The 23144-nt window shown below is 63.1% G+C and carries 21 protein-coding genes and 1 pseudogene; 4 read left to right on the top strand and 18 right to left on the bottom strand.

All coding sequences use genetic code 11. The annotated features are described in order from the left end of the window. Position 1 precedes the first annotated feature (1 nt). The 3 genes from DIE13_RS03330 to DIE13_RS03340 form a co-directional block, all read right to left on the bottom strand. Entirely contained in the window at positions 2-1720 is a 1719-nt protein-coding gene (locus DIE13_RS03330) for a SulP family inorganic anion transporter (RefSeq protein ID WP_124825815.1), read from the bottom strand. Positions 1721-1744: 24 nt separating this feature from the next. Continuing rightward, a complete protein-coding gene (locus DIE13_RS03335; protein ID WP_124825816.1) occupies positions 1745-2371 on the bottom strand; it encodes a ParB-like protein in 627 nt (208 codons plus the stop codon). A gap of 126 nt (positions 2372-2497) precedes the next feature. Next, positions 2498-3040: a GNAT family N-acetyltransferase gene (locus DIE13_RS03340; RefSeq protein WP_124825817.1), complete on the bottom strand. Its 543-nt coding sequence runs from the start codon at positions 3038-3040 to the stop codon at positions 2498-2500. A gap of 280 nt (positions 3041-3320) precedes the next feature. Here DIE13_RS03340 and DIE13_RS03345 point away from each other — a divergent pair, with 280 nt between their 5' ends. From DIE13_RS03345 to DIE13_RS03355, 3 genes are all read left to right on the top strand, one after another. Then, the gene (locus DIE13_RS03345) at positions 3321-4541 is read left to right on the top strand and encodes an MFS transporter (RefSeq protein ID WP_124825818.1); all 1221 of its coding nucleotides are present in this window, start codon (positions 3321-3323) and stop codon (positions 4539-4541) included. Between the two features lie 215 nt (positions 4542-4756). Further along, positions 4757-5575, top strand: coding sequence for a TetR/AcrR family transcriptional regulator (locus DIE13_RS03350; protein ID WP_124825819.1), 819 nt, complete (start codon positions 4757-4759; stop codon positions 5573-5575). Positions 5576-5816: 241 nt separating this feature from the next. Continuing rightward, a complete protein-coding gene (locus DIE13_RS03355) occupies positions 5817-7571 on the top strand; it encodes an AMP-binding protein (RefSeq protein WP_124825820.1) in 1755 nt (584 codons plus the stop codon). Between the two features lie 62 nt (positions 7572-7633). Here the strand turns inward: DIE13_RS03355 and DIE13_RS03360 are convergent. Continuing rightward, positions 7634-7900: pseudogene (locus tag DIE13_RS03360) on the bottom strand (hypothetical protein). Between the two features lie 295 nt (positions 7901-8195). On the opposite strand from DIE13_RS03360, the gene hfq reads away from it, so the two are divergent. Then, complete coding sequence (gene hfq, locus DIE13_RS03365; protein WP_124825984.1) at positions 8196-8762, top strand: RNA chaperone Hfq; 567 nt, start codon at positions 8196-8198, stop codon at positions 8760-8762. An 84-nt stretch (positions 8763-8846) separates the two neighbouring features. Here hfq and DIE13_RS03370 read toward each other — a convergent pair whose 3' ends face one another. From DIE13_RS03370 to DIE13_RS03435, 14 genes are all read right to left on the bottom strand, one after another. After that, positions 8847-9554, bottom strand: coding sequence for a DUF2968 domain-containing protein (locus DIE13_RS03370; protein WP_124825821.1), 708 nt, complete (start codon positions 9552-9554; stop codon positions 8847-8849). Positions 9555-9608: 54 nt separating this feature from the next. Continuing rightward, positions 9609-11000 carry a sigma 54-interacting transcriptional regulator gene (locus DIE13_RS03375; protein WP_124825822.1) on the bottom strand — a complete coding sequence of 464 codons (1392 nt, stop codon included), beginning with the start codon at positions 10998-11000 and terminating at the stop codon, positions 9609-9611. A gap of 117 nt (positions 11001-11117) precedes the next feature. Then, positions 11118-13178, bottom strand: coding sequence for a pilus assembly protein TadG-related protein (locus DIE13_RS03380; RefSeq protein ID WP_244108802.1), 2061 nt, complete (start codon positions 13176-13178; stop codon positions 11118-11120). Positions 13179-13189: 11 nt separating this feature from the next. Next, the gene (locus tag DIE13_RS03385; RefSeq protein ID WP_233409963.1) at positions 13190-13531 is read right to left on the bottom strand and encodes a DUF3613 domain-containing protein; all 342 of its coding nucleotides are present in this window, start codon (positions 13529-13531) and stop codon (positions 13190-13192) included. Between the two features lie 20 nt (positions 13532-13551). After that, complete coding sequence (locus DIE13_RS03390; protein ID WP_124825825.1) at positions 13552-14394, bottom strand: pilus assembly protein; 843 nt, start codon at positions 14392-14394, stop codon at positions 13552-13554. A gap of 18 nt (positions 14395-14412) precedes the next feature. Continuing rightward, entirely contained in the window at positions 14413-15405 is a 993-nt protein-coding gene (locus DIE13_RS03395; RefSeq protein ID WP_124825826.1) for a type II secretion system F family protein, read from the bottom strand. 4 nt (positions 15406-15409) lie between these two features. Beyond that, positions 15410-16402 (bottom strand): type II secretion system F family protein, encoded by a 993-nt coding sequence (locus DIE13_RS03400; protein WP_124825827.1) that lies wholly within the window; start codon positions 16400-16402, stop codon positions 15410-15412. After that, complete coding sequence (locus DIE13_RS03405) at positions 16395-17747, bottom strand: CpaF family protein (protein ID WP_124825828.1); 1353 nt, start codon at positions 17745-17747, stop codon at positions 16395-16397. Before DIE13_RS03405 ends, DIE13_RS03400 begins: the two co-directional genes overlap by 8 nt. A gap of 3 nt (positions 17748-17750) precedes the next feature. Then, entirely contained in the window at positions 17751-19028 is a 1278-nt protein-coding gene (locus tag DIE13_RS03410; RefSeq protein ID WP_124825829.1) for a fimbrial protein, read from the bottom strand. A gap of 60 nt (positions 19029-19088) precedes the next feature. Next, positions 19089-20420 carry a type II and III secretion system protein family protein gene (locus tag DIE13_RS03415; protein ID WP_124825830.1) on the bottom strand — a complete coding sequence of 444 codons (1332 nt, stop codon included), beginning with the start codon at positions 20418-20420 and terminating at the stop codon, positions 19089-19091. A gap of 64 nt (positions 20421-20484) precedes the next feature. Beyond that, complete coding sequence (cpaB, locus tag DIE13_RS03420) at positions 20485-21417, bottom strand: Flp pilus assembly protein CpaB (protein WP_124825831.1); 933 nt, start codon at positions 21415-21417, stop codon at positions 20485-20487. An 85-nt stretch (positions 21418-21502) separates the two neighbouring features. After that, complete coding sequence (locus tag DIE13_RS03425) at positions 21503-22030, bottom strand: TadE/TadG family type IV pilus assembly protein (protein WP_124825832.1); 528 nt, start codon at positions 22028-22030, stop codon at positions 21503-21505. Further along, positions 22030-22527: a prepilin peptidase gene (locus DIE13_RS03430; protein ID WP_124825833.1), complete on the bottom strand. Its 498-nt coding sequence runs from the start codon at positions 22525-22527 to the stop codon at positions 22030-22032. Before DIE13_RS03430 ends, DIE13_RS03425 begins: the two co-directional genes overlap by 1 nt. Positions 22528-22594: 67 nt before the next feature. Further along, positions 22595-22795, bottom strand: coding sequence for a Flp family type IVb pilin (locus DIE13_RS03435; RefSeq protein WP_124825834.1), 201 nt, complete (start codon positions 22793-22795; stop codon positions 22595-22597). Positions 22796-23144 lie beyond the last annotated feature (349 nt).

Raw genomic sequence — 23144 nt, forward strand, 5'->3', positions numbered from 1 at the left:
GTCACGCACCGCCCTTCGCGCCGTTGCCGCCCGCCTGCAGCACCTGCAGACTCTCGTCGACACTCAGTTCGGACATTGCATCATCGCGTAGCGTATCGTCGGCCGCACGACGCAATGCATGCAGCGCGTGCTCCTTGAGCCGCACGATCGAGAACTGCAGCCCGCGCGCCGCGCATTCGGCCGCGAACGTACGCAACGACTCTATCGTCGTGCCGTCGACGTCCGGCGTTTCCTCGAGGCTCAGCATCACGGCATGCGTATCGGGTGCGGCCTTCATCAGCGCACGCACGCGATTGAGCATGCGGTCCGCATTCGCGAAGAACAGTTGCGCTTCGGGCCGCACGATCAACACGCCCGGCACGGGCTTCGCATCCGGATGGTTCGCGACGTCGACGAAGTCGTGACCGTCGCGCAACCGGCCGAGCACGCTGACATTCGGCTCGGACAACTTGCGCAACGTCAGCAGCAGGCTCACACCGATTGCCGCAAGCAGCCCGTGCAGCACGCCGAGCACGAGCACCGCGAGCAGCGCGGCAATCACGACGAGCCGGTCGCGATGCCACACCCAGTACGGCCGGAACACCGCGGGATGCAGCGAATGGCTGACCGCGAAGATCACGATCGCCGCGAGCACGGGCTCCGGCGTGCGTGCGAGCTGCGGCAGCAGCAACCACACGATCAGCGCGACCACGCCGGCGGCCCACAGCCCCGCGAAACGCGATTGCGCGCCGGCTGCCTCGTTCGCGGACGTCGCCGAATAGCCGGCGCCGACCGGCATTCCGTGCAGCAATCCCGACACGAGGTTCGCACACCCGATCGCGACGAGATCGCGGTTCGGCGACACGCTGTCGCCATGCTTCAGCGCGAAGTTGCGGATCGATCCGTACGATTCCGCATACAGGATCAGCATCAACGCGAACGCGAGCTCGACCGTCTGCATCCACGCATTGCGGTCGAGGTGCGGCAACCCGAATTCGAGGTGCCGGAAGTCGATGTGCCCGACGATCGCGATCCCGTAGTGCTGCCAGTCAAATACGTAGCCGGCCGCGATCGACAGCACGATCACGACGAGCGTCGCGGGCACGCGCGAGCGGCGCCCGAGCACGAACAGCAGTGCGAGCGCGGCCGCGCCGAGCGCAACGCTCGCGAGGTTCGCATGCGGCGCTCCGGTGACGAGATCGAGCGCGACGCGCGGCGCATCGCTATGCTGCACGGAGATCGCGAGAATCTTCGGCAACTGCTTGATGACGATCGTCAGCGCCAGCCCGAACGTGAAGCCGCGCAGGACCGGACGTGCCACGAAGTCCGACATGCCGCCGAGCCGCGCCGCACCCGCGAGGATGAATAGCACGCCCGTCATCGCGACGAGCGCAGCTGCCAGCGCGAGCTGCGCGGCAAGCGCCATCCCCGACTCGGCCAGCACCGTCGCCGCAAGCACAGCTGCCGACGACGACGTCGACGACACGATCGCAAAACGGCTGCTGCCCGTCAGCGCATAGACGACGAGCCCCGACAGCAGCGCGATGAGGCCCGCCTGCGGCGGCAGGTTGGCAAGGCCCGCATACGCGACGGCCTCGGGAATCAGCAGGCCCGCGATCGACAGGCCGGCCAGCGCATCGAGGCCGATGCGCTGCGTCGGAGGTGGCGGCGCCGCAACGACTGCAGCGAAATGGTCGGCATGCTGCGGGCCGGCATCCGGGCGGATCGGGACGGTCGTCATGGAGCGATGGGCACCGTGCGCGTTTCAGGGTTTGACGGCGATGACGCCCGACCAGCCGGGCAGATAGCGCGCGTCCTGGTCGTGCGCGCGATGCAGCGCGACGTCGAGCGCCTTCGCGAAATTCTTGCGGATCTGGTCGAGCGTGACGTGCTGGCGCAGGTAGTCGGCCCACAGGAATTCACTGAACGGCGTCGCGTCCTTCGCGTAACCGCCCGCCGTGCGCAGTTCGCCCGCGAGGCTGCGATACGGATCGTCCTCTAGCCCCGTGAGCGCCTTCGGCAGATGCGCGTAGTCGCGACGCGAGCCGTCCGCGCCGAACGGATGCACCCACTGGTTGTGTTCCATCATCCGCCAGAAGATCGTGTCGTCGAGCCAGGACAGATCCTTCAGCAGCATCGCGTTGATGCGCGACTCCCCTTCCTCGATCAGCGCGAGGCCGAGATGATGGTGATCGGTGATGTAATGCAGGCCGTCCGGGCCGAGGACGGCCGGGAACCAGTGCGATTCGATTGCGGCCTTGCGCGCGCGCTTGTCGAGCGCCTTCCAGTGCTTGCGCTTCGCTTTCACTTCGCGATAGCCGACCGTCATCTGCGTGGGACGCAACGCGTCGAGCCTGAGGGGAATGAGATGAACGTCGTTGCCGAGTGCCATGGTCGTACCCCATGTTGCTGATTTCCGGCAACGATACTCCTGATCCTGCGAGCCGTTAATACGTCACGACCTCGATGCGCGCGTGATTGACCATCTCTGACAACCGGCCGCGCCGGCACACGGCAATTACGCGCGCAGATCGTCGCGTTCGAGACGGTGGCGAACGTAGGGAATCCCGTCGTGCACGACATTCACGCGACGCATGCCGAGCTTGCGCGCGACGTTCAGCGAACCCGTGTTCGCCTCGGCGATATCGGCGATCACGCGCGGCAGCCGCACGGTGTCGAACGCGTGACGCACGACGGCCGCCGCGGCTTCACACGCGATGCCGCGCCCCCACGCCGCGCGCACGAGCCGCCAGCCGATCTCGACATCGCGGGCGCCGTCGGCATAGTCGGGAATCAGCAGGATCCAGCCGACGAACACGTCGGGCGCGTGCTTCTCGAAGATCGACCAGTAGCCGAGGCCGGGCGGATAGTCGCGCGTGATCCGGTGCGTGACGAAACGACGATGCTCGACCGGATCGTGCCACGGACCCGCGATATGCCGCGTGACTTCGGGATCGCGATCCATCGCGATGCTCGCGTCGAGATCGGCCAGCACGCGCGGACGCAGCCACAGCCTCTCGGTCTCGAACACGGGCAACGCAGCAGCACAACGTTCGGTCATCCGGACTCCTGATTCGACGGCGATGTGCATCGAGCACATTACATAATTGATACAAAAAGCCTTCCACAATGATACATCCGCCTGTCGCTTTGCTCGCCGCCCTCCGTTTTCGCTTTCGCAACAGTTCATTTCGTAGGGATTATTCCCGATTCGACGTTATCGCGCCCCACATCGCACGACGCTGCGGCCTACACTCGATCCATGCCCCCGCGCCGCGCGCAGCCGGGTCGGCGTCCCTCTGCACATCGTAAGCGCGCTAGCCAACGAGGAGACTTCGGACATGAGCTGGACCCGCGAACAACGCAACGTCACGATCGCCGCCTATCTGGGCTGGACGCTCGATGCGTTCGATTTTTTCCTGATGGTTTTCGTGCTGAAGGACATCGCCGCCGAATTCGCGTCGACGATCCCCGCCGTCGCCTTCGCGCTCACGCTGACCCTCGCCATGCGCCCGCTCGGCGCACTGATCTTCGGCCGGCTCGCCGATCGTTTCGGTCGCCGTCCGACGCTGATGGTCAACATCGCGTGCTACTCCGTGCTCGAACTCGCATCCGGCTTCGCGCCGAGCCTGACCGCCCTGCTGGTACTGCGCGCGCTGTTCGGCATCGCGATGGGAGGCGAATGGGGCGTCGGCTCCGCGCTGACGATGGAAACCGTGCCGACCCATGCACGCGGCATCGTGTCGGGCCTGCTGCAGGCCGGCTATCCGAGCGGATACCTGCTCGCGTCGATCGTGTTCGGCCTGTTCTACCAGTACATCGGCTGGCGCGGGATGTTCATGGTCGGCGTGCTGCCCGCGCTGCTCGTGCTGTACGTGCGTACGCACGTGCCCGAATCGCCGGCCTGGAAGCAGATGGAAAAGCGTGCGCGGCCGAGTCTCTGGGCCACGTTGCAGCAGAACTGGAAGCTCACGATCTACGCGATCGTGCTGATGACCGCGTTCAACTTCTTCTCGCACGGCACGCAGGATCTCTACCCGACCTTCCTGCGCGAACAACACCATTTCGATCCGCACACCGTGTCGTGGATCACGATCGTGCTGAATATCGGCGCCATCGTCGGCGGCCTGTCGTTCGGTGCGATCTCGGAGCGCATCGGCCGCCGCCGCGCGATCTTCATCGCGGCACTGATCGCGCTGCCGGTGCTGCCGCTGTGGGCATTCTCGAGCGGCCCGGTCGCGCTCGCCGCCGGCGCGTTCCTGATGCAGATTTCCGTGCAGGGTGCATGGGGCGTGATCCCGGTCCACCTGAACGAGATTTCGCCCGACGAGATTCGCGCGACCTTCCCCGGTGTCGTCTATCAGCTCGGCAACCTGCTTGCGTCGGGTAACGCGACGATGCAGGCGTCGTTCGCGGTTTCGCAAGGCAACAACTACGGTTACGCGCTCGCGCTCGTCGCCGGCATCGTGGCCGTCGTGATCGCGGTGCTGATCCTGTTCAGCCGCGAGCGGCGCGGCATCGACATGACGCAATCGGTCAATACGCGTACCACCGTGAACTGATCGCACGCATTGCCGCATCGCATCATCGCGCGCGCCCCGTCCCGCCGGGGGCGCGCGAATGACTTTCCGCACCTGCACATCGAACTAGAGGAATTTGTCCAGATTCCCCGCTTGCCCGCTCCGCCCGCGTTTTTTTATCTTAATAAAAACGGCTGTTTGAATCAGATAATCAAATCACCAGTTCGCGGCCGGGAAACCGGCGTGGGAGGCGGAACATGGCAGTAAGTCAGGAGGGGCGATCGTCTGCGGGACGGCCGTCCGGCGGCCGGTCATCCGGCACTCGACAGGCCGGCGGGACGAAGGCGCGGATTCTCGATGCGGCCGAGGATCTGTTCATCGAACATGGCTTCGAGGCAATGTCGATGCGGCAGATCACGTCGCGCGCGGCGGTGAACCTCGCAGCGGTCAATTACCATTTCGGCAGCAAGGAAGCGCTGATCCACGCGATGCTGTCTCGACGGCTCGATCAGCTCAACCAGGAACGTCTCGGCATCCTCGATCGCTTCGATGCGCAGCTCGGTGAGCACATCACCTGCGAGCACGTGCTCGGCGCGATGTTCATTCCCGCATTGAAGGCATCGCGCGACCCCGAACGCGGCGGCCCCGCGTTCCTCCGGCTGATCGGCCGCGCGTACACCGACCCGTCGCCATTCGTGCGCAACTTCCTGACCGCCCACTACGCAAGCGTCGCGGGCCGTTTCTTCGACGCGTTCCAGCGTGCGCTGCCGCACCTGCCGCGCACGGAGCTCGGCTGGCGGCTGCACTTCGCGATCGGCGCGCTGTCCGGCGCGCTCGCCGGTGCCGAGACCGAAAGCCTGATCGACGAATTCTCGCAAGGCCGCACGATGAACGACGTGCAGATGATCGCGCGGCTGTCTTCGCTGATCGTCGCCGCGCTGAAGGCCCCGATGCCCGACAGCGCGCAATTGTCGATCTTCGCCGCAGTGCTCGACGATGCGGGCGCGAGCGAGGCATTCGGGCTGATACCGGGTATGGCAGGCGCCGATACGGTCACGCTGCACCCGACGAACTGATCGCACCGACGGCCGCGCAGGCGGCATTTCATCGATGACTTGCGGGGTGCGGGATCGCGCGGACATGCAAGCGTTCGTGCCGGTTCGGCGCCCATGTATGCGGCCCGCGTTCACGCGCAGGCCCGGGCCGAACGAATGTCGTGCGGCGCCGTGCCGGCGCGCGGGCTTTCGTCGACTGCACAATATCGGGCAGGAACAAGCGCCGACGCGCTCACTCTCGCCGAGACACCGGAGAACCATCATGTCAGCATCCGCAGCCACCGCAGCGGCCCAGCTCCCGCCGAACACCGACGGCATCTGGTACGCGTCGTACCCGCCCGGCGTCCCGCACGAGATCGACGTCACGCAATATGCGTCCCTCGTGCAATTCTTCGACGAATGCACGACCCGCTTTGCCGAACGCGTCGCCTACGTAAGCGCAGGCGCATCGATGACCTACCGCACGCTCGCGCAGAAAGTCGACGCGTTCGCATCGTACCTGCAAGGCACGGGCGTGAAGCCGGGCGATCGCGTCGCGATCATGCTGCCGAACTCGTTTCAGTACCCGGTCGCACTGTTCGGCACGCTGAAGGCCGGCGCGATCGTCGTCAATGTCAATCCGCTCTACACCGCGCGCGAACTCGCGCATCAGTTGAAGGACAGCGGTGCGCAGACGATCGTCGTGTTCGAGAATTTCGCGCGCACGCTGCAGGACGCGCTGCCGGAAACGCAGGTGAAGAACATCATCGTCACCGCGCTCGGCGACCTGCTCGCCGACAGCTTCAATGCGAAAGGACGCCTGATCAATTTCGTGCTGAAGCACGTGAAGAAGCTCGTGCCCGCCTACCAGTTGCCGCAGGCGATCCGGCTGCGCTCCGCACTCGCGCTCGGCATGCGCGGCAAGCCGCAGCCGGTGCCGATGACGCGCGACGACCTCGCGTTCCTGCAATACACCGGCGGCACGACCGGCGTCGCGAAAGGCGCGATGCTCACGCACGGCAACCTGATCGCCAACCTGCTGCAGGCGAAGGCCTGGATCGCCGACCAGGTCACCGGCGACGTCGAGACGGTGCTCACACCGCTGCCGCTCTATCACATCTATTCGCTGACGGTGAACGCATTCATCTTCATGGGACTCGGCGGGCGCAACATCCTGATTGCGAACCCGCGCGATACGAACATGGTGATGAAGATCATCCGCCACGAGACCTTCACCGGGATCACCGGCATCAATACGCTGTACAACGCCTTCCTCGACAACGAGGAATTCCGCAAGCGCGACTTTTCGAAGCTCAAGCTCGCGATGGCGGGCGGGATGGCGATGCAGCGCGCGGTCGCGGAGCGCTTCCACCAGGTCACGGGCCGGCCGGTCGTCGAAGGCTACGGGCTCACCGAATGCTCGCCGATCGTCACGATGAATCCGGTGAACCTGACCGACATGGCCGCGTTCAGCGGCTCGATCGGTCTGCCCGCACCGTCGACCGTCGTGCGCTTTCGACGCGAGGACGGCACCTGGGCCGGCATCGGCGAGCCGGGCGAGCTCTGCGTGCACGGCCCGCAAGTGATGCGCGGTTACTGGCAGCGGCCGGACGAGACCGCGAAGGTGATCGATGCCGACGGGTGGCTCGGCACCGGCGACATCGGCGTGATGGACGAGCGCGGCTTCATCCGCCTCATCGACCGCAAGAAGGACATGATCCTCGTCTCGGGCTTCAACGTGTATCCGAACGAGATCGAGGAAGTGCTCGTGATGCATCCCGGCATCAGCGAAGCGGCGGCGATCGGCATCCCTGACGAAGTACAGGGCGAGCGGATCAAGGTATTCGTCGTGCGCCGCGATCCCGCGCTGACCGTCGAGGACGTGCTCGCGCACTGCCGCAAGAATCTCACCGGCTACAAGATGCCGAAATTCGTCGAATTCCGTGAAGCGTTGCCGCAGACGAACGTCGGCAAGATCCTGCGCCGCGCGCTGCGCGACGAGGAAATGGCCAGGATCAAGGCCGGGAAGCAAGGTTAAGCGAGCCGGGCGGGACGCGGCGGGACGATCCCGGCCGTGCTCCGGCAACACGCACAATCGGCTTAGTCGTCGTCGCGATGCTCGCGCCAGTGCCGCTCATGGTGCCAGCGCCATTTCCGGTAGCGATCGTCGCCGTAATAGCCGTATCCGTCATCCGGCTACGCGACCACCGCCGGCTGCTGCGCCACATAGACCGGTGCCGTCTCGGCATAGACTGGCGCGACCGGCACGCCGATACCAGCCGACAGGCCGACGTGCCCTGCCATTGCCCTGCCGGAAGCAAGCAACGCTGCGCTCCCGGGCCATCCCTCGATTGTCTTTGTGCTCATGTCCCGTATCCCTGATCTACAGGCCTGCCCGACTTGCGCGACGACTTTAATCGCGATACGCATCGTCAGGTGCTGCGCTGCTGCGAGATTCGTAACGCACCGTATGGAACGGGCACTAGCCATTCGACCGAATCGCGAAAACGCGCGGGAACGTCTATAGTGGGTTACGGTTCGACACAATCACGACCGCGCGCTGGCGGAACGAACAGGGTAAAATCTCGCCAAACACTTGGTGGGCGAACACGCCACACACACGCACAACATATTCTCTGACGCAGGCTCCTGCCGCACCTCAATGGCCAATCCCGCAGAATCCCATCCGCAAAACGACTTCATCAATGCGGCGCGCAAGGAACGTAAGCGCGTTGAAATCTATCTCGTCAACGGCATTCGTCTGACGGGTTGCATCGAGTCGTTCGACCAGTATCTGGTGATGCTGCGCACCCCCGTGGGTCTGCAAGGCATCTACAAGCGCGCCATTTCCACGATCCAGCTCGACACCGGCGGCTCGCGCCCCGGCGGCGGCGGCCCGCGCGGTCCGCGCACCGGCGGCCGGCCGGGCGGACGCGAAGGCGGTGGCCACAGCCCGTACGGCTCGCACGGCGGCTCCCGCGAGTCGCGCGGCGACGGCTATGGTTCGCGTGAACCGCGCGAAGGCTACGGCTCCCGCGAACCGCGCGAGGGATATGGCGCGCCGCGCGAACCCCGTGAAGGCTATGCCCCGCGCGAACCGCGCGAAAGCTACGGCGCACCGCGCGACGCCGGCGACGCATCGAGCAGCCCGTCGCCGTCCGATGCACGCGGCGGCAACGGGCCGGTCATCGTCACGCGCCGCCGGCGAATCGTGCCGGACGGCCAGTAAAACAAAGGGCAAGCCAACCGGCTTGCCCTTTTTTCTTGTCGGTCGGCGCGGCATGTCGCCGCACCTGCCCCATCCCGTTTCTGCTCAGCGTGCCGTCGTCGGCAAGCCTGCGTCGGCCTCGCGCTGCAGGGAACGCACCTGCTGCTGCAATGCACGCAACTGCGATTGCAGTTCCGCCTGCTGCGCCTGCAATGCCGCCGTTTCGTTACGCACCGTCTTCTGGCGATCCGCGACCGCTGCCTGCTGCTGACGCGCGATCGAGATGTCGGCTTGCAGGCGTCGTGCCCGCTCCTGCGTGACTTCGATCTGCTGGTCCATTTGCACCTTCTGCGATTCCAGCTTCGCCGCGCGCAACTCGTTGACCGCCAGCCGTTCGGCCTGACGCGAGAAATCGCGATAGATCGCTTCCGCCCGCGTTTCGTCGTAAGTCTTGATCACACGCCAGAACGCCTTCTGCTGGAACAGCGCGACGAAATACGAACCGTCCTTGACGCTGAAAAGCAGGCTCGCGCCATAACTGCCGTTATAGTTCGTGCGCATTTCCGTCAGCGAATGCGCCTGGATCTGGCGCTGCAGCTCGTCAACCGTGCTCTGCCCGGTCGTCTCGCCTGCCTGCGGCTGCACCGACGCCTGATCCTGCTGATCGATCACCGGAATCGCCGCCACCGGCGCGGACGCCTGCTGTACTGCCGGCGTCCCGTTGCCTGCCAGCCCCTGCGCGAGCGCGCCCTGCATGCCCCCTACCACGGCGAGCAACGCACACGCCCGCCCCAACCCCGTCATATGGCTCATCAATTTTGATACCCGCCCGTGTCGTTGTAATTCAGCGCGATTTTATCTCATTAATTACTCGCTTTCGCGCGTCTCGGGCTCCTCGTCGAATATCTGGTATTTACGCATCTTTTCCCACAGTACCTTGCGGCTGATACCAAGTTGCTGCGCCGTATCCTGACGCCGCCAACCGTTTGCGTCGAGGGCTGCGATCACGCGGCTGCGCTCGTTCATATCCCATTTGCTGCGATCGACGAAGACTTCCGCCGCGCTCTCCACCGGCACCGGCTGTGCCGAGCTGCGCGCATGCGCGACCAGCCGCTGCAATCGCGCCGCATCCCAGCCTCCCGTCTGCCGCACAGTCACGCCGACGCGCTCCGCCAGGTTGCGCAATTCGCGCACGTTGCCGGGGAAATAGCTGTCCGCGACCGCATCCGCGAGCCAGTAAGGCAGGTCGGATAGCTGCGCGAGCCGCTCCTCGCCCACCACCTCCGCGACGAACGACTTGAACAGCGCGATCTTGTCGACCGCGCCCCGCTCTTCCAGCGAAGGAATGCTAAGCTCGATCACCGCGAGCCGATAGTAAAGATCCGCACGGAACAGGCCGTCCTTCACGAGTTGCGGCAGCTTCTTGTTGCTGGCCGCGACCAAACGGAAATCGACCTTGATCGACGTCGTCGCGCCGACGCGCAGCACGGCGCCGTCCTCGAGCACGCGCAGCAGCTTGACCTGCTGGTACAACGGCAGGTCGCCGACTTCGTCGAGGAACAGCGTGCCGCCCGCCGCCTGCTCGAAATAGCCTTTATGCGCAACAACCGCGCCGGTAAACGAGCCTTTCGCGTGTCCGAAGAACAGCGATTCAAACAGGCCGTCCGGAATCGCACCGCAGTTGACCGGCACGAATTCGCCCTGCCGGTAACGCGAGTGCTTTGCGTGGAGCAGTTGCGCGATGCGCTCTTTGCCGACACCGGTTTCGCCGTGCAGCAGTACGTTGGTATCGCAGTCGGCGAACGTGTCGACTTCGCGCAGCAGCGCCTGCATCGACTCGGAGTGCGCAACGAGTTCGGACGGTTGCAGCGTTTCGGCCGCGTGTGCGCGCAACTGCGTGACGAGCTTGCCGACCATGCCGCGCAGTTCGGCGCACGTGAAGTCGAGCGGCAGGATATGCGAATAGTCTGGCGGATACTGCGACGCGTCGTGGTCGCGCGCCGCGCCGACCCAGACGACCGGCATGCCGATGTTGGCCTGCCAGTCGCGCAGGAACGCCGCGCCGGTTTCGATCATCGTCACGCTGATGATCGCGAGCGACGGCCGCAATGCGGCGCGCTCGGGCGAGATCTCCGCGTTGTCCGCACGGATCACTTCGACGTCGAAGCTCGCCATGCACCGGGCAACGCGGTCGACGATGTCCGCCTTGCCTTCCCAGACGTAGAGGTCGAGTTCTGCGATTGCGGGGGTGGGTCTCATTCTTTGGGTACGGCTTCGGTTAATGACAAGGTGCGCAGTGTGGCTGTACTGATCAGCGGCATATCCAGGGGACAGAGAGGGTTGCCATCCCTATTCGTCGACAGAATCGCTCAATATTCATTTAACAAGCATAGGGTCACCACACTTGATCGCGTCCGGTGCATTCGTCACATATGCATTTCCCAGACCCAAGCCGAGCAGACCGGTGACGCTGGTCAAAAGCGAATCCAACGGCTGCATGACAAGCGGAAGCAAGATCGGCGATAACAGCGACAAGAGCGGGCCCGTCAAATTCGCAAGCAATGGATTCAACAGAAACGCGAGGGCTCCCGCCACGCCCCCGTTCGCCGACAGCACCAGCGAAAGGTTGTTGTTCAACAAGCTCTGAGTGGCAGGCGCAAGGAATTGATCGGTACCAACGCACAGCATATATGGATTACTCGTGCTCGAAGAAGGACACGCATACGCCGACGATGCGAGGGTCGGCGGCGTCGTCGCAGTGGAATACGTGAACGTCAGCGGAGCAATGTTTTGATTGGCGATCGGGACAACCAGTTTCCCCGTCTTCAGGCTGATCTGGGCTGTCAGCGAGTCCAGACCCACGAGCGCCAGGATGGGGTTCAGCAAAGGACCCAGCAAAGGTGCGTTCGTCAGGCCCGTGAGAGTCAGCAGACTACCCACACTCACGGACAGAAGCTGAATCGAGTTTCCATCGGGCGTGTACGTCGGAGGGCCCGAAGGTACCTGGAGGCTCGGTGGCGTTGTCGGCGGAGATCCACCAATCATGGCGACGAGCACGCCGGTCTGGGTATTCACCGTTGCGGTCTTTGTGTTCGCCGTGCAGGTTACGGAAGGTACACCAGCCAGTGCCGGCGCCACATAGGCAGTGACCGGCAGATTGACGGCCGCCACCGGTACCGGCGTACTGCCATCAGAGCAAGCGTTACCTGAATAAACCAGCGACCTATCCGAGCAGGTCGACAACAAGGAAATCTTGGTGGAAAGAAACACCTGCCCTTGAGTGCTCGACGTATTGGTCGTGCAATTGGATGTCCCGCAGCTCGACGGTCCCGCCGGGCCGCTTGCAGTGGACGGTGGATTGCCAGAGAGCCACACCGAAGCCGACACAGTCATGTTCAGTAGCGGTGCAAGCGCGGTCGGTGTTTGGACCAACAAGTTCTTGATGATGATCGGGTTTGTCCCGTTCGCAACCTGCAATGCCGTCGACAACAATCCGAACGCATTGACACTGGCATCAACGGCGGAACTTCCTCCGGAGACCGCAGCGGAAACCAGTTGGCTAAGAGCAATCTGGGGACCGCCGCAAACGTTGCTGGTACAAAGCCCCGCGACGATTGCATTCAGGACGTTCAGATTCACGCCCACCAGGTTCTGCTGCGTCGCGGCTTGCACCATCGCATTGGCCAGTTGACCAAGCGTCACGGTGCCGTTGAGTACGGACGTGCTCGTGCCTACCGGTAAATCGGCGAGAATGTTACCGAGTTTCAGATTGACTTGCGCCAGCCCTTGATAATCGACGGCATTGAGACTCAGTACATTAGGTGAACCTGTCAGCGCCTGGAGCAACTGGTTGGCCAGTCCGCCATTCAAACTCAAAAGTGACGTGGTAAGCGTGAAGGTATCGGTCGGCGTAGCCTTTGCAATGGCCGATGCCCCGACCGTTCCGCTGCGGAAGAAACCGGTCACTGGCTCGGAAACGGTAACGCACACGGCATTTGCCAAGGCACCGGTTGCAGCCCCCCCCGCCGACAGGCCATCACATTTCCCGTTGGTGGCAACCTGATCTCCGCTGGTTCGCGTAAATGTCGCACTGCCGCCGGCTTGAGGCGGCGCCCAGACACCGCAGGTCACCGAAACGGTCGCGTTTGCAGGTACGGAATTCGCTGACGGGGTTGCGACCTGCTGGACTGCTGCCTTCGCCGCTTGGCACGTCTGATCGGCGGCAGCCTGCGAAACCGCTGAAAGCGAGGCCAAATCGGCCGCCGCCTGCATTTGGCGCCGTTCAGCATAAAAGCGACCGATATCGATCACGCCCAGCACAATGACCGCGATTGCTATCCAGATCGCCGCCATCACAGCAAACGAGCCACGCTGACGCCGCCGTCCCGGCCAGCTTGCACCGCGCCGCCAAGCCACGTGTGATTGATTTGCCCGCATTATTATCTCGCTTACTGCGCGCCCAACCCGCCGCCGGACATGCCGCCCGACATACCGTTAGAGGAGCCAATCTGTGAGCTCATCGAATCCGGAATCTTGTTCTTGAACGAGTCGAGATAACGTTGATAAACAAGTGTTGCGACATCGCCGAGCATCGGTTGGGTTGGCGCGGCTGCGCGGTTGTCGCGCTGCATCGCGAGCCATTCCCGGGTCGAACGGTCGACATCGGACACTTTCGGCGCCACGACCGTTTGCCCATATGCTGTCACGGCGCTCGTTGCGATACACGCGATCGCCCCTAGCACGGCGATCCGACCCGCACGCATGTTCCAATGATGATTGTTGTTGTCCATGTCGTTCCCCGCCTGTCTGTTCATTGTGCAAACCGTTGCAACAGCGGCACGGTCTGGTCGTAGCCAAAATTATTCGCCATCGGCGCGATCTGCCCACTCACGCCACGCCGCGACACCACCGGCGGCGTTGCCACCGCATGCTGCTGCGCACGTACCGCGGTGGCAATCTTCGCGGCATCGTTGCTGATGTCCTTGCGGATATCTACCGGCAAATGCTGTTGATTCATCAATCGCTGCGCGTCCGACGAGCGCCCTGCCGCAAGCAGATAGAGCACTAGGTTGCTGACGATTTTCGGATTGTGCTGGTCTAGTTCCGCGGCCTTCATCAACGGCACCCGCGCGCCGACGACATCGCCGTTGCGCAGCTTTGCGTACGCGAGATCGGACAGCAACGATGCCTCGGTTGGCGCGAGTTCAGATGCCTGCGTCAACGCCTGTACCGCATGGTCGAAATCACCGGCAGCACCGGCGATCAGTCCGAGTCCGCGGTAACCGCGTGCGGCAAGCGGCGTCTTCAGCAATTGCGTATATGCTGCCGCGCTGGCAGCCGGCTGGTCGGTCATTCGCAACGCATCCGCGCGCAGCAAAATCGTGTCCGGCGACACACCGTACGCCTTGTCGTACGCATCGATGTGTGCGAGAGACGCGTAATAGAGGCCCTGCGCCTGCATCCGCTGGATCAGGTTCAGATACATCGCCGGCGTATCCGGCACCGCCTGCTTCTGATCAGCCGCCTGAATCAGCGCCGCGCGTTCGGCCTGTGCGCTGACGCCATATCCGCTTTCCTTGGTCGCGCACGCACCGAGCAGCAACACCACGGTTGCCACGCCCGCACGCCCCACCATCTCGCCGATCCGCTTCATCGTCTTTCCTTCCACCCATCAATGATGCGTCGCCAGCGCACGTATTACCGCGACAAATCCAGGCCCGGCCGTCACGATCAGCAGCGCCGGCAACAGCGTCACCACCATCACGCCCGTCATCTTCACGGTCAACTTGCCGATCCGCTCGCGGAGCATTGAGCGCCGCGTCTCGCGCAGCCGGTCGCCAAATTGTTTGAGCGGCTCCTGCACCGCGCCGCCGTGCTTGTCGACCTGGACCATCAACCGCACGATTGCTCGCAAATCCTCGTTTTCAAACCCGCCGGACAACCGTTGCATCGACTGCTCGCGCGAGCGACCCGCCACGAACTGACGCTGCGCGACGCCCACCTCCGACGACAGCACCGGCATCATTCCGCGAAAATCGTTCGTCACGACCTGGAGACTTTGATCAAGCGACAGTCCGACACCCTGCAACAAGCGAAGCATGTCGACGAACAGCGGCAATTCGTCGTCGACGCTCTGTCGGCGCGCGGCGGCACGGCGTTGTACGTAGAGCTTCGGCAGCATGAAGCCAAGCCCGAATGCGATGAATATGCCTATCATCCAGTACCCGCCCTTCATGCGTCCGCTGGCGCATATCGCGAACAAAAGCGGCAGCCCGATCCCGCATGCGATCCGTGCGCTCAGGAACAACCCGCGCGAGCGCGCGTCGACGTAGCCGCATTGTTCGAGCAAGCGGCGATCCTCGTCCGCGACGATATGTTTGCCAAGCCCCGTATCGAGCAAGCGCATGCCCGTCGCGGACAGCCGTTCGAGCAACCGCTCAACACGCTGCCGACCGTGCACCTCGGGCTTCGCAGCGGCTTCGCCCCCCGGCATGGCCTGCGCCTTCGCAGCTTCCAGTGCGGCCATGCGCCGATCGAGCGCATCGACCAGCGCACGTTCGGCACGCGATGCGGCGGTCGCACGCAACAATGCGACGACCCCGAACAACAGCACGCCGAGTGCACCCAGCGTCAAAGCGATAGATCCGATCTGAGTTGCTGTCATTGCATCACCTGAGTCGGGCCATTCGGTACAACCACACGCTGCCTGCCAACTGCATCACGAACGCGAACATGAGCAGCAGTCGTCCGCTCGAATCGTTCCACATTCCTTCCAGATAGCTCGGATTGGTCATGACGACAAAGCTGCCAATCGCGATCGGCAGCATCACGAGCACGAACGCCGACAACCGCGTCTCCGCCGACATCGCAGTCAACTCGCGCTCTGCCTGTTCGAGATCGCGCATGAACACGGCCATGCGTTCGAGCATTACGTCCGCCCGGCCACCATACTTGACAGACAACCGCAGCACGGAACCCAGGAGTTCAAACTCCTCGGCCCGATAGATCTTCGCGATATGAAGCATCGCGCGATCGATTTCGACGCCTGTACGCAACATCCGAGACACATGATCAAGACACCCCCTCAGCGGCTCTTCGGTCGTCAACAGCGCGGCCTGAAACGCGGCCGGCACGCTGTTGCCGAGCGTCACCAATCGCACGATCCCGTCGAGAAACGATGGGATCTGCCGGACAATCTTCAGGCGTCTCCGCTGGATTCGCGACGCAAGCCAGACTCCGAATATCGTGCTCCCGCATGCAAGCGCTGCGAAACCCGCGAGCACGCCGCCACGACTACCCGCGATCGACACGATCGCAACGAGTACGATGATCGCGGCGATCGCTTTGCCACGGGCACCTTCGATCCCGGCACGACTCACGAGGTTGCCCAGGTACTCGTTGGTCACGGCATACCAGTGCGCCCAGAATGCGCGTGACGCCACACTTGGCGCACCACCGGACCGCGTCACAGTGCGCGCGCCGCCGGTTGCGACCGGTCGCGCCACCTGCGCCGCCGCACGTACACCGGGCTCGAGCCGGCTGTCGATAAAACGCTTCGCGTCGGTGCGCACGCGTCGGGTCTCTGCGTGCCGCCACAACATCAAGGCCGACGCGACGCACAGCATCGCAACCGCAAGCGCCCAGATCATCGGGCTATACATTGAAGCCTCCGCCGCGACCGAATCCGCCGCCGAAGCCACCGCCACCCAGACCGGTGTTCACCAGCGCCTGACGGTAGCGCGCAAGCTTCGGTGAATGCGGATGGATGCCAAGCGACTCCCAGTGATCGATCTCCTCGCCCTCCGGGGTCACACGCGCTTCGTAGCGATAGAGCTCCTGCGTCGCGATGATGTTGTCGGACAAACCGGTCACTTCGGTAATCGACAAGATCCGGCGACGCCCATTCGACAGACGCCCGATCTGCACGATGAAGTCGATCGCGTTCGCGATCTGCCGGCGCAGGCTCGACTCGGTGCCCTGGAAGCCCGCGAAACCCGCCAGCATCTCGAGACGATACAGACACTCGCGCGGCGAACTCGCGTGCACGGTGCCCATCGAGCCGTCGTGGCCGGTGTTCATCGCCTGCAGCATTTCGAGCACCTCACCGCCGCGGACTTCGCCGACGATGATCCGGTCCGGCCGCATCCGCAGCGTGTTGCGCAACAGGTCGCGGATCGTCACGACACCAGTGCCGTCGAAACCGCCGGGCCGGCTCTCGAGCCGCACGACGTGCGGGTGGTTCAGCGACAATTCGGCCGTGTCCTCGATCGTCACGACACGCTCGGCCTCGGGAATATGGAACGCCAGTGCGTTGAGCAGCGACGTCTTGCCGGAGCTCGTCCCGCCCGACACGAGCACGTTGCAGCGCGCTTCGACCGCCGCCTCGAGCAGAGCGCAGATTTCTTCGTTGTACGTGCCGTTGCCGAGCAGATCGGACGGCTTCAACGGATCCTTGCGGAATTTCCGGATCGAGACGATTGGACCGTCAATCGACAGCGGCTCGATCACGACGTTCACGCGACCGCCATCGGGCAGCCGCGCATCGACCATTGGATTCGACTCGTCGAGACGGCGCCCGATCGGTGCGAGAATGCGGCGCACGATCCGCAGCAGATGCGCGTTGTCGGTGAACCGTACGGGCAGCTTAGCCAGAATCCCGTGACGCGACACATACACGTCGTTGTAGCCGTTGATCAGGATGTCCTCGACCGCCGGATCCGCCAGTAGATCCTCGATCGGACCGAAGCCGGCAAGTTCCTTCGTCAGCGCCTCGGCAATCGCACGCACCTCGTTCTCGTTGAGCGGGATGCGGCGCAGGCGCACGAAGCTGTCAATCTCGAGATCGACAAACTGGTTGATCGCCTGCCGGGACCAGCGCCCGAACTCGGCGCCGAGTTCCTCGATGCGGGTCAGCAGATGCTCGTGCGCGGCATTCTTGATGTCGTGAAATTGCTGCGTCTGGGAGAACGGCGCTGCGCCGTCGGCGAATTGAATGTCGTGTGCCATCGCTTACGACCGCTTGGACGAAGGTTGAATGAAACGTTTCAGTGCAGACAGGCTCGGCGCGACACGCGACGCGCCTGCCATGCCGGACACCCCGGGCAATCGTGTAGCCAGCGATTCAAGCGCTCGCACGTACGGGTCGCGCTCGGCCATATCGACAATGAGCCGGCCCTGGTTCGCGGCATGGCAGATCGCAACACGGCGCTCGGGCAGCGTCCCGACCAGCGCCAACCCGAGACGCTCGGCGATTTGTCCGGGCATCAGGTTGAGCGCAGGATCGTACTGGTTGACGACCAGCCGCACGCGGTCGGTATCGATGCCGGAATCGCGCAGCCCGGTCAGCAGATCGGCCGCCGACACGATCGACGCGACGCCCTGATCGCAGACGAGCCACGCCTCGTCAGCCGAGGCCGTGATCTGCGTGACGAACTCGCGATTCGAAAAGCCGCCGAGATCGACGACCTGCTGGTCGAAGAATGCGCGAAACCGGTTCAGCAAGCCGATGCACGATGCATACGACACGTCGCGAAAGCCGCCGAGGTCAGGCGGCAGCGTCGTCAACGCGAGGCCGCTCTGGTGCCGGGTCAGCGCGGTGTTCACGAACGTGCGGTCGATACGGCGGAGGTTTTGCACTGCGTCAACGAAATGGAATTCGCAGCGTGTGTTCAGGAACAGCGCACCGTCCCCAGCCGGCAATCCCAGATCGACCAGCGCGGTCTGACGTCCGGGCGGCACGCTGCTGCCATCCGCCCTCTCAGCCGCTCCCGGGCCGAGCGCGCGCTTTTGCAGCCAGACGGCGAGATTCGCTGCAAGCGTGCTGACGCCCATGCCGGCACGCGCGCCGAGCAGCGCAACGACCTTCCCGTGGCGGCTCGCCGGCTCGCCAACATGCGCGAGCAGTCCACGCGTTGTCCTCAATGCTTCCTCTGCCGGTGCTGACACATCGATGAAGTCCCGCACGCCGGCACGGAGCGCAGCGAGTGTGCTTTCCGGCTGTGCGAGCGACCCCAGCGCGACGATCGGCAAACCCGGATGCGCAACCCGCACCATCGCGGCGGCAACGCTCGCCGCTTCTCCACCCTCCGAGAAATCGATGAACACCAGTGCCGGGTTGACACCCGTGATGCGCTGGGCAAGTACACCCGGCTCGAGCGACGTCGCCTCCACCGCGCCGGCCGACACAAGCGTATCGGCAAGCCAGCGGACGTGCGCTTCCTTCGGCGATGCGCAAACGAAATAATCGGTCACGGCGGGTTCACACAATGATTGGGTTCGTGCATTCATGTCGAACACCCCCGATTACGCAAGGCTTCTCGGTGCGCCGGAGCGCGCGATGCTTCGCGTTCATTTCGAAAATCCCGGCGCGGCATCCGGCGCCGCAATGCCGCCCAGATACGATCGCCAGACCGGCCCGTCACGCTGCTCGGACAACTCGCCAGGAGTCGCCGGCAACGCCGCGCCCTTCGCGATCGGCGCAACGAGATGCGGCGTCACGATGATCAGCAATTCCTTGTCGTTCTGCTGATAGTTCAGATTCTTGAAGAACGTACCGATGATCGGAAGGTCGCCAAGCAGCGGAACCTTGCTGACGTTCGACATCGTCTGGCGGTCGATCAGGCCGCCGATCACGAAGCTCTCGCCGTCGCCGAGTTCGACCGTTGTGTCCGCGCGACGCGTCGTGATCCCTGGCACTGCGACACCACTGATCGTCACGCTGTTTACGAAGTCGAGCTGGCTCGACTCGGGCGCAACCTTCAGCGCAATCCGCTGCGGACTCAGCACGGTCGGCGTCAGCGAAAGCCCGACACCATATTGCTTCCACTGAATTGCAGTCGAGCCGAGACCTTGCGGTGACGGGAACGGAATTTCACCGCCCGCGAGGAAGCTCGCACTTTGACCGGACAGCGCAACGAGCGTCGGTTCTGCGAGCACCCGCGCGAAATTGTTCGCTTCGAGCAGCGACAACTCGCCGAAGATGCCGCGCCCGGCGGCATTCACAACCAGGTTGAATGCCGACGTCACGGGTGACCCGAGCGTCGGAATGTACCCCGCAGAGCCGGGACCGGAGCCGCCGCTATACGACTGCACGCCTCCCGGCGAAAACGAGCCGAATGAGAAACCGTTGTTCTGCTTGAAGAAGTTGAACCCGACCTGCTTGAGCACCGATCGGCTGAATTCGACGACGCGCACGTCGACCTGCACGACGTTCTTGCCGGCAAGCGTCGACCGATCGATCACCGCGCCTTTACCAGCCATGTTCTTGGCGACTGCGACTGCGCGTTCATGTGCGTCAAGCGATGCTGACGCACCGCGCAGCACCGCCGTTCCACCATATGCATTCACGCGCGGCGTGGAATCGTCGAGCACCGCTTGCGCGGCTGCATCGATGACCTCGATGCTCCAAACCGTAGGCTCGTCGTGACCACGCTCCCACAGCATCACATTCGTCGCGCCGGGCGCTTTCGCGGTCAGCAGTACCGAGCCGGACCGGCTGCCTTTCATGATCAGCACGTCGGCGATCGCCGGATCGCCCACCGCCACGCGCTGCAGTGCGTGACCAGCCGAAATCTGTCGCTGAGCGCCGACCGGCAGTTCGATCTTCCCGCTCGCGCTCGCGAGCGATGCGAATGTCATGGTCCAGATAGCAATCGCGAATGCAATCAGTGTGTTTTTCATTGTTTGGTAGACCGTCACGCGGCCTTTACTTGTCGTCGCTGATATCGATGGCCATCGATGTCATTCAATACGCAACCGTTTCCGACCGGCCGCCGCGGATCACTTCGATACTGCCACCGCCTCCACTACCGGCCGACCGCACTGCCGGCGGCAGACGCGACGGCAACGGCGGTACGTTCACGTTAGCCACGGCAGTCCTCGGTGTGCCGGACAGTTGCTGCAGCGACACCCCGGCCGCGGCCAGTGCCGACGGCGACAGCTTGTTATCCGTACGCACGGCAACCGTTTGCACCGCAAGCTCGTCATCGCGCGGGTTACGCAGTGCGAGCGTCAAGCGGCCGCTGGACTCGCCAAGCGTCAATGCATCGACCTGTGCGGTCGGCACGGCGAGCACCGCGATACGAACATTGCTCGCCTGACCGCTATTGCCGTTCGTGTTGTTGCCGCTGTCGCGCTCCGGCGTCGCATCCCCGAACGACAAAACCCGGACCTTCGACATCAGAAGTCGCGCTTGCGTCTGCGAGACTTCTCCGTCCAGCATCGTGCCTCCCTCGCGCTTCAGGTTCACGAAGACGTCCACAAAGTTACCGGGCCGCAGCCGATTGCCAACCGCGTTGGTCTCGTCGACGCGAACTGCAATCGCTCGCTCGCCCGGTTGAATGTCCTCGGCGAGCCCCGACACTAGCGCATCCGAAACGACCGGCGCCGACGCCAGTATGTCCCTCGCGGGAACGCGGCCGATCAAGTCGGCCGGATCGGCAAATGCACCGGCCGGTGCGGGTGCAGTCGGTTGAACTTTCAACGCGTCGGCAGCAATCGGCTGCCCGACGGGCAGCGTACGCGTCGCGAATACGACCGGCACCGGGTTCACGGCGACAGTCTGCGGTGCCGGTGCGGAATGTGGTGCGCTGCGTCCAAGCATCCATGCATAGATTCCGAGCAGAACAGCGATCGCAATCAGCAACCCCGCGATGATTTTTGTCAGATTGTTGGCCATGTTGATATTGGAATGCCGGAATCAGGTTCTGGAGCGTCGACACGGTCGAAGGACTACGGCCATGAAGAGAGAAAGCTCACGCGCATCAAAGCATGTTGGGCGAAATCTGCACGGTCGCACTGCTCTGCAGTTGGGGTGCCGACACGATGAAGAGCCACGGAATCAACGGTTTGTTCGCGTACGAGTAAGTCATCGTTACCATTACGTTGAACGTGGATGCCGACGACGACGTAAACGCTGCAGCGCAGGAACTGGGTGCCGACGGCGTGAAGGACGCGCTGCAACTCACGGCTTGTGTCGATCCCCCGGCTACCTGGGTCGCGACCGTAGCGAACTGTCCCCACGGCGTGCCGCCCCCATTGACCGCCGAGCACGCAGTCGTCGCAGCGGCTTTCAGCCGATCACATGGTGACGACGTGTAATTCAACGCGGCACGCGCACCTTCGGACGCTGCGAACGTCAGGTTCTGTTTGACGACGAAAATCAACCCGAACGTAACGATCGCGTAAAAAATCAGGAAGAACAGCGGGAACACGAATGCGAACTCGATTGCCGCCACTCCCCGTTGCCGGCGCCATTTGCACGATTGGCGCACTTGCTGCCATCGAGCCATTACATTCCCCTCACAAACATAAGTCGTAGAAGCCATACAGCAGCGGGCAACACGAGAAACGCGGCATAAGGCGTCGCTCGATGACCGCCGAGCACCATCGCGGGCGAGCCACGCTTGCAGAGCGCGACTATCGATGTACGCGACAGAAACATCAGCCAAAGAGCGTGCAAACCCGCGGCGAGGCTCGCGGCAATCCAGAACCACAACAACGCTTGCGCACCACACCACGCGCCGAGAACGGCAAATACCTTGACATCGGCCGCGCCCATTACGCGCAATACGAAGAATGGAGAAAAGCCAATCAAACCTACGGATGCACCGACCAGCGCCTGAATTACGGAAATACCGAATGGATTTTCATTGAAGGCCCCACTCGCGAATGCGCCAATCAAACCAACAATGACTAGCGAATTCTGAATACGCCGAAAACGGATATCACAAATTCCGACGAAGGAAGCCCACGCCAGAAAAATTCCGGCGAAGAAGAAATGCGCCATGGCAGCACCCAGCCATCAGGTGGGCAGCAAGCAAACGTCCACTCCCTAGCTTGCCGCCCACCGTCAATTAGCTTTTGCCAGCGTTAGTGTTAGTACACCCGGTACCACACACCTGAGTAGCGACTTGATTGAACAGGCCGTTTAAGCCACCGCTAAGCTGGGTCAGCCCGGTAATGAGGGCAATTGCGACCAGCCCCGCGATCAGGCCATATTCGATCGCGGTAACCCCGTCTTCTTCCTTAAGGAAGCGCTTGATGAGTGCTTTCATTTTTGTTTCCTCGTGCCTATATAACGTTTTTTGGCCTTTTATACGTCGTACATCCTCGCATATCTGGCCGCTTGCCCCGCGTCGGTTCGTCACATTTGCTGCAACGACGACCAGGTGCGCTTTCTTTATAGTTCGCCCCGAGGGGCATGTATCACAATTTGATGCAAGTTAACATTCGCGATAGGAACCCTCCTCGAACGTCGTGTACCGATCTGTACATTTGCTTACATCTGACCTGAATCTTATCTCTGATTCTCTCCAATTTCCAACCCCTTTTTAGCGATCGGGATCGAAATATTTTCCGTAAGCACAGCATATTTGTACGGCGTTTCGGTACGCCTTACACATA

Source organism: Burkholderia sp. Bp9016 (assembly GCF_003857765.1).
GTDB lineage: Bacteria > Pseudomonadota > Gammaproteobacteria > Burkholderiales > Burkholderiaceae > Burkholderia.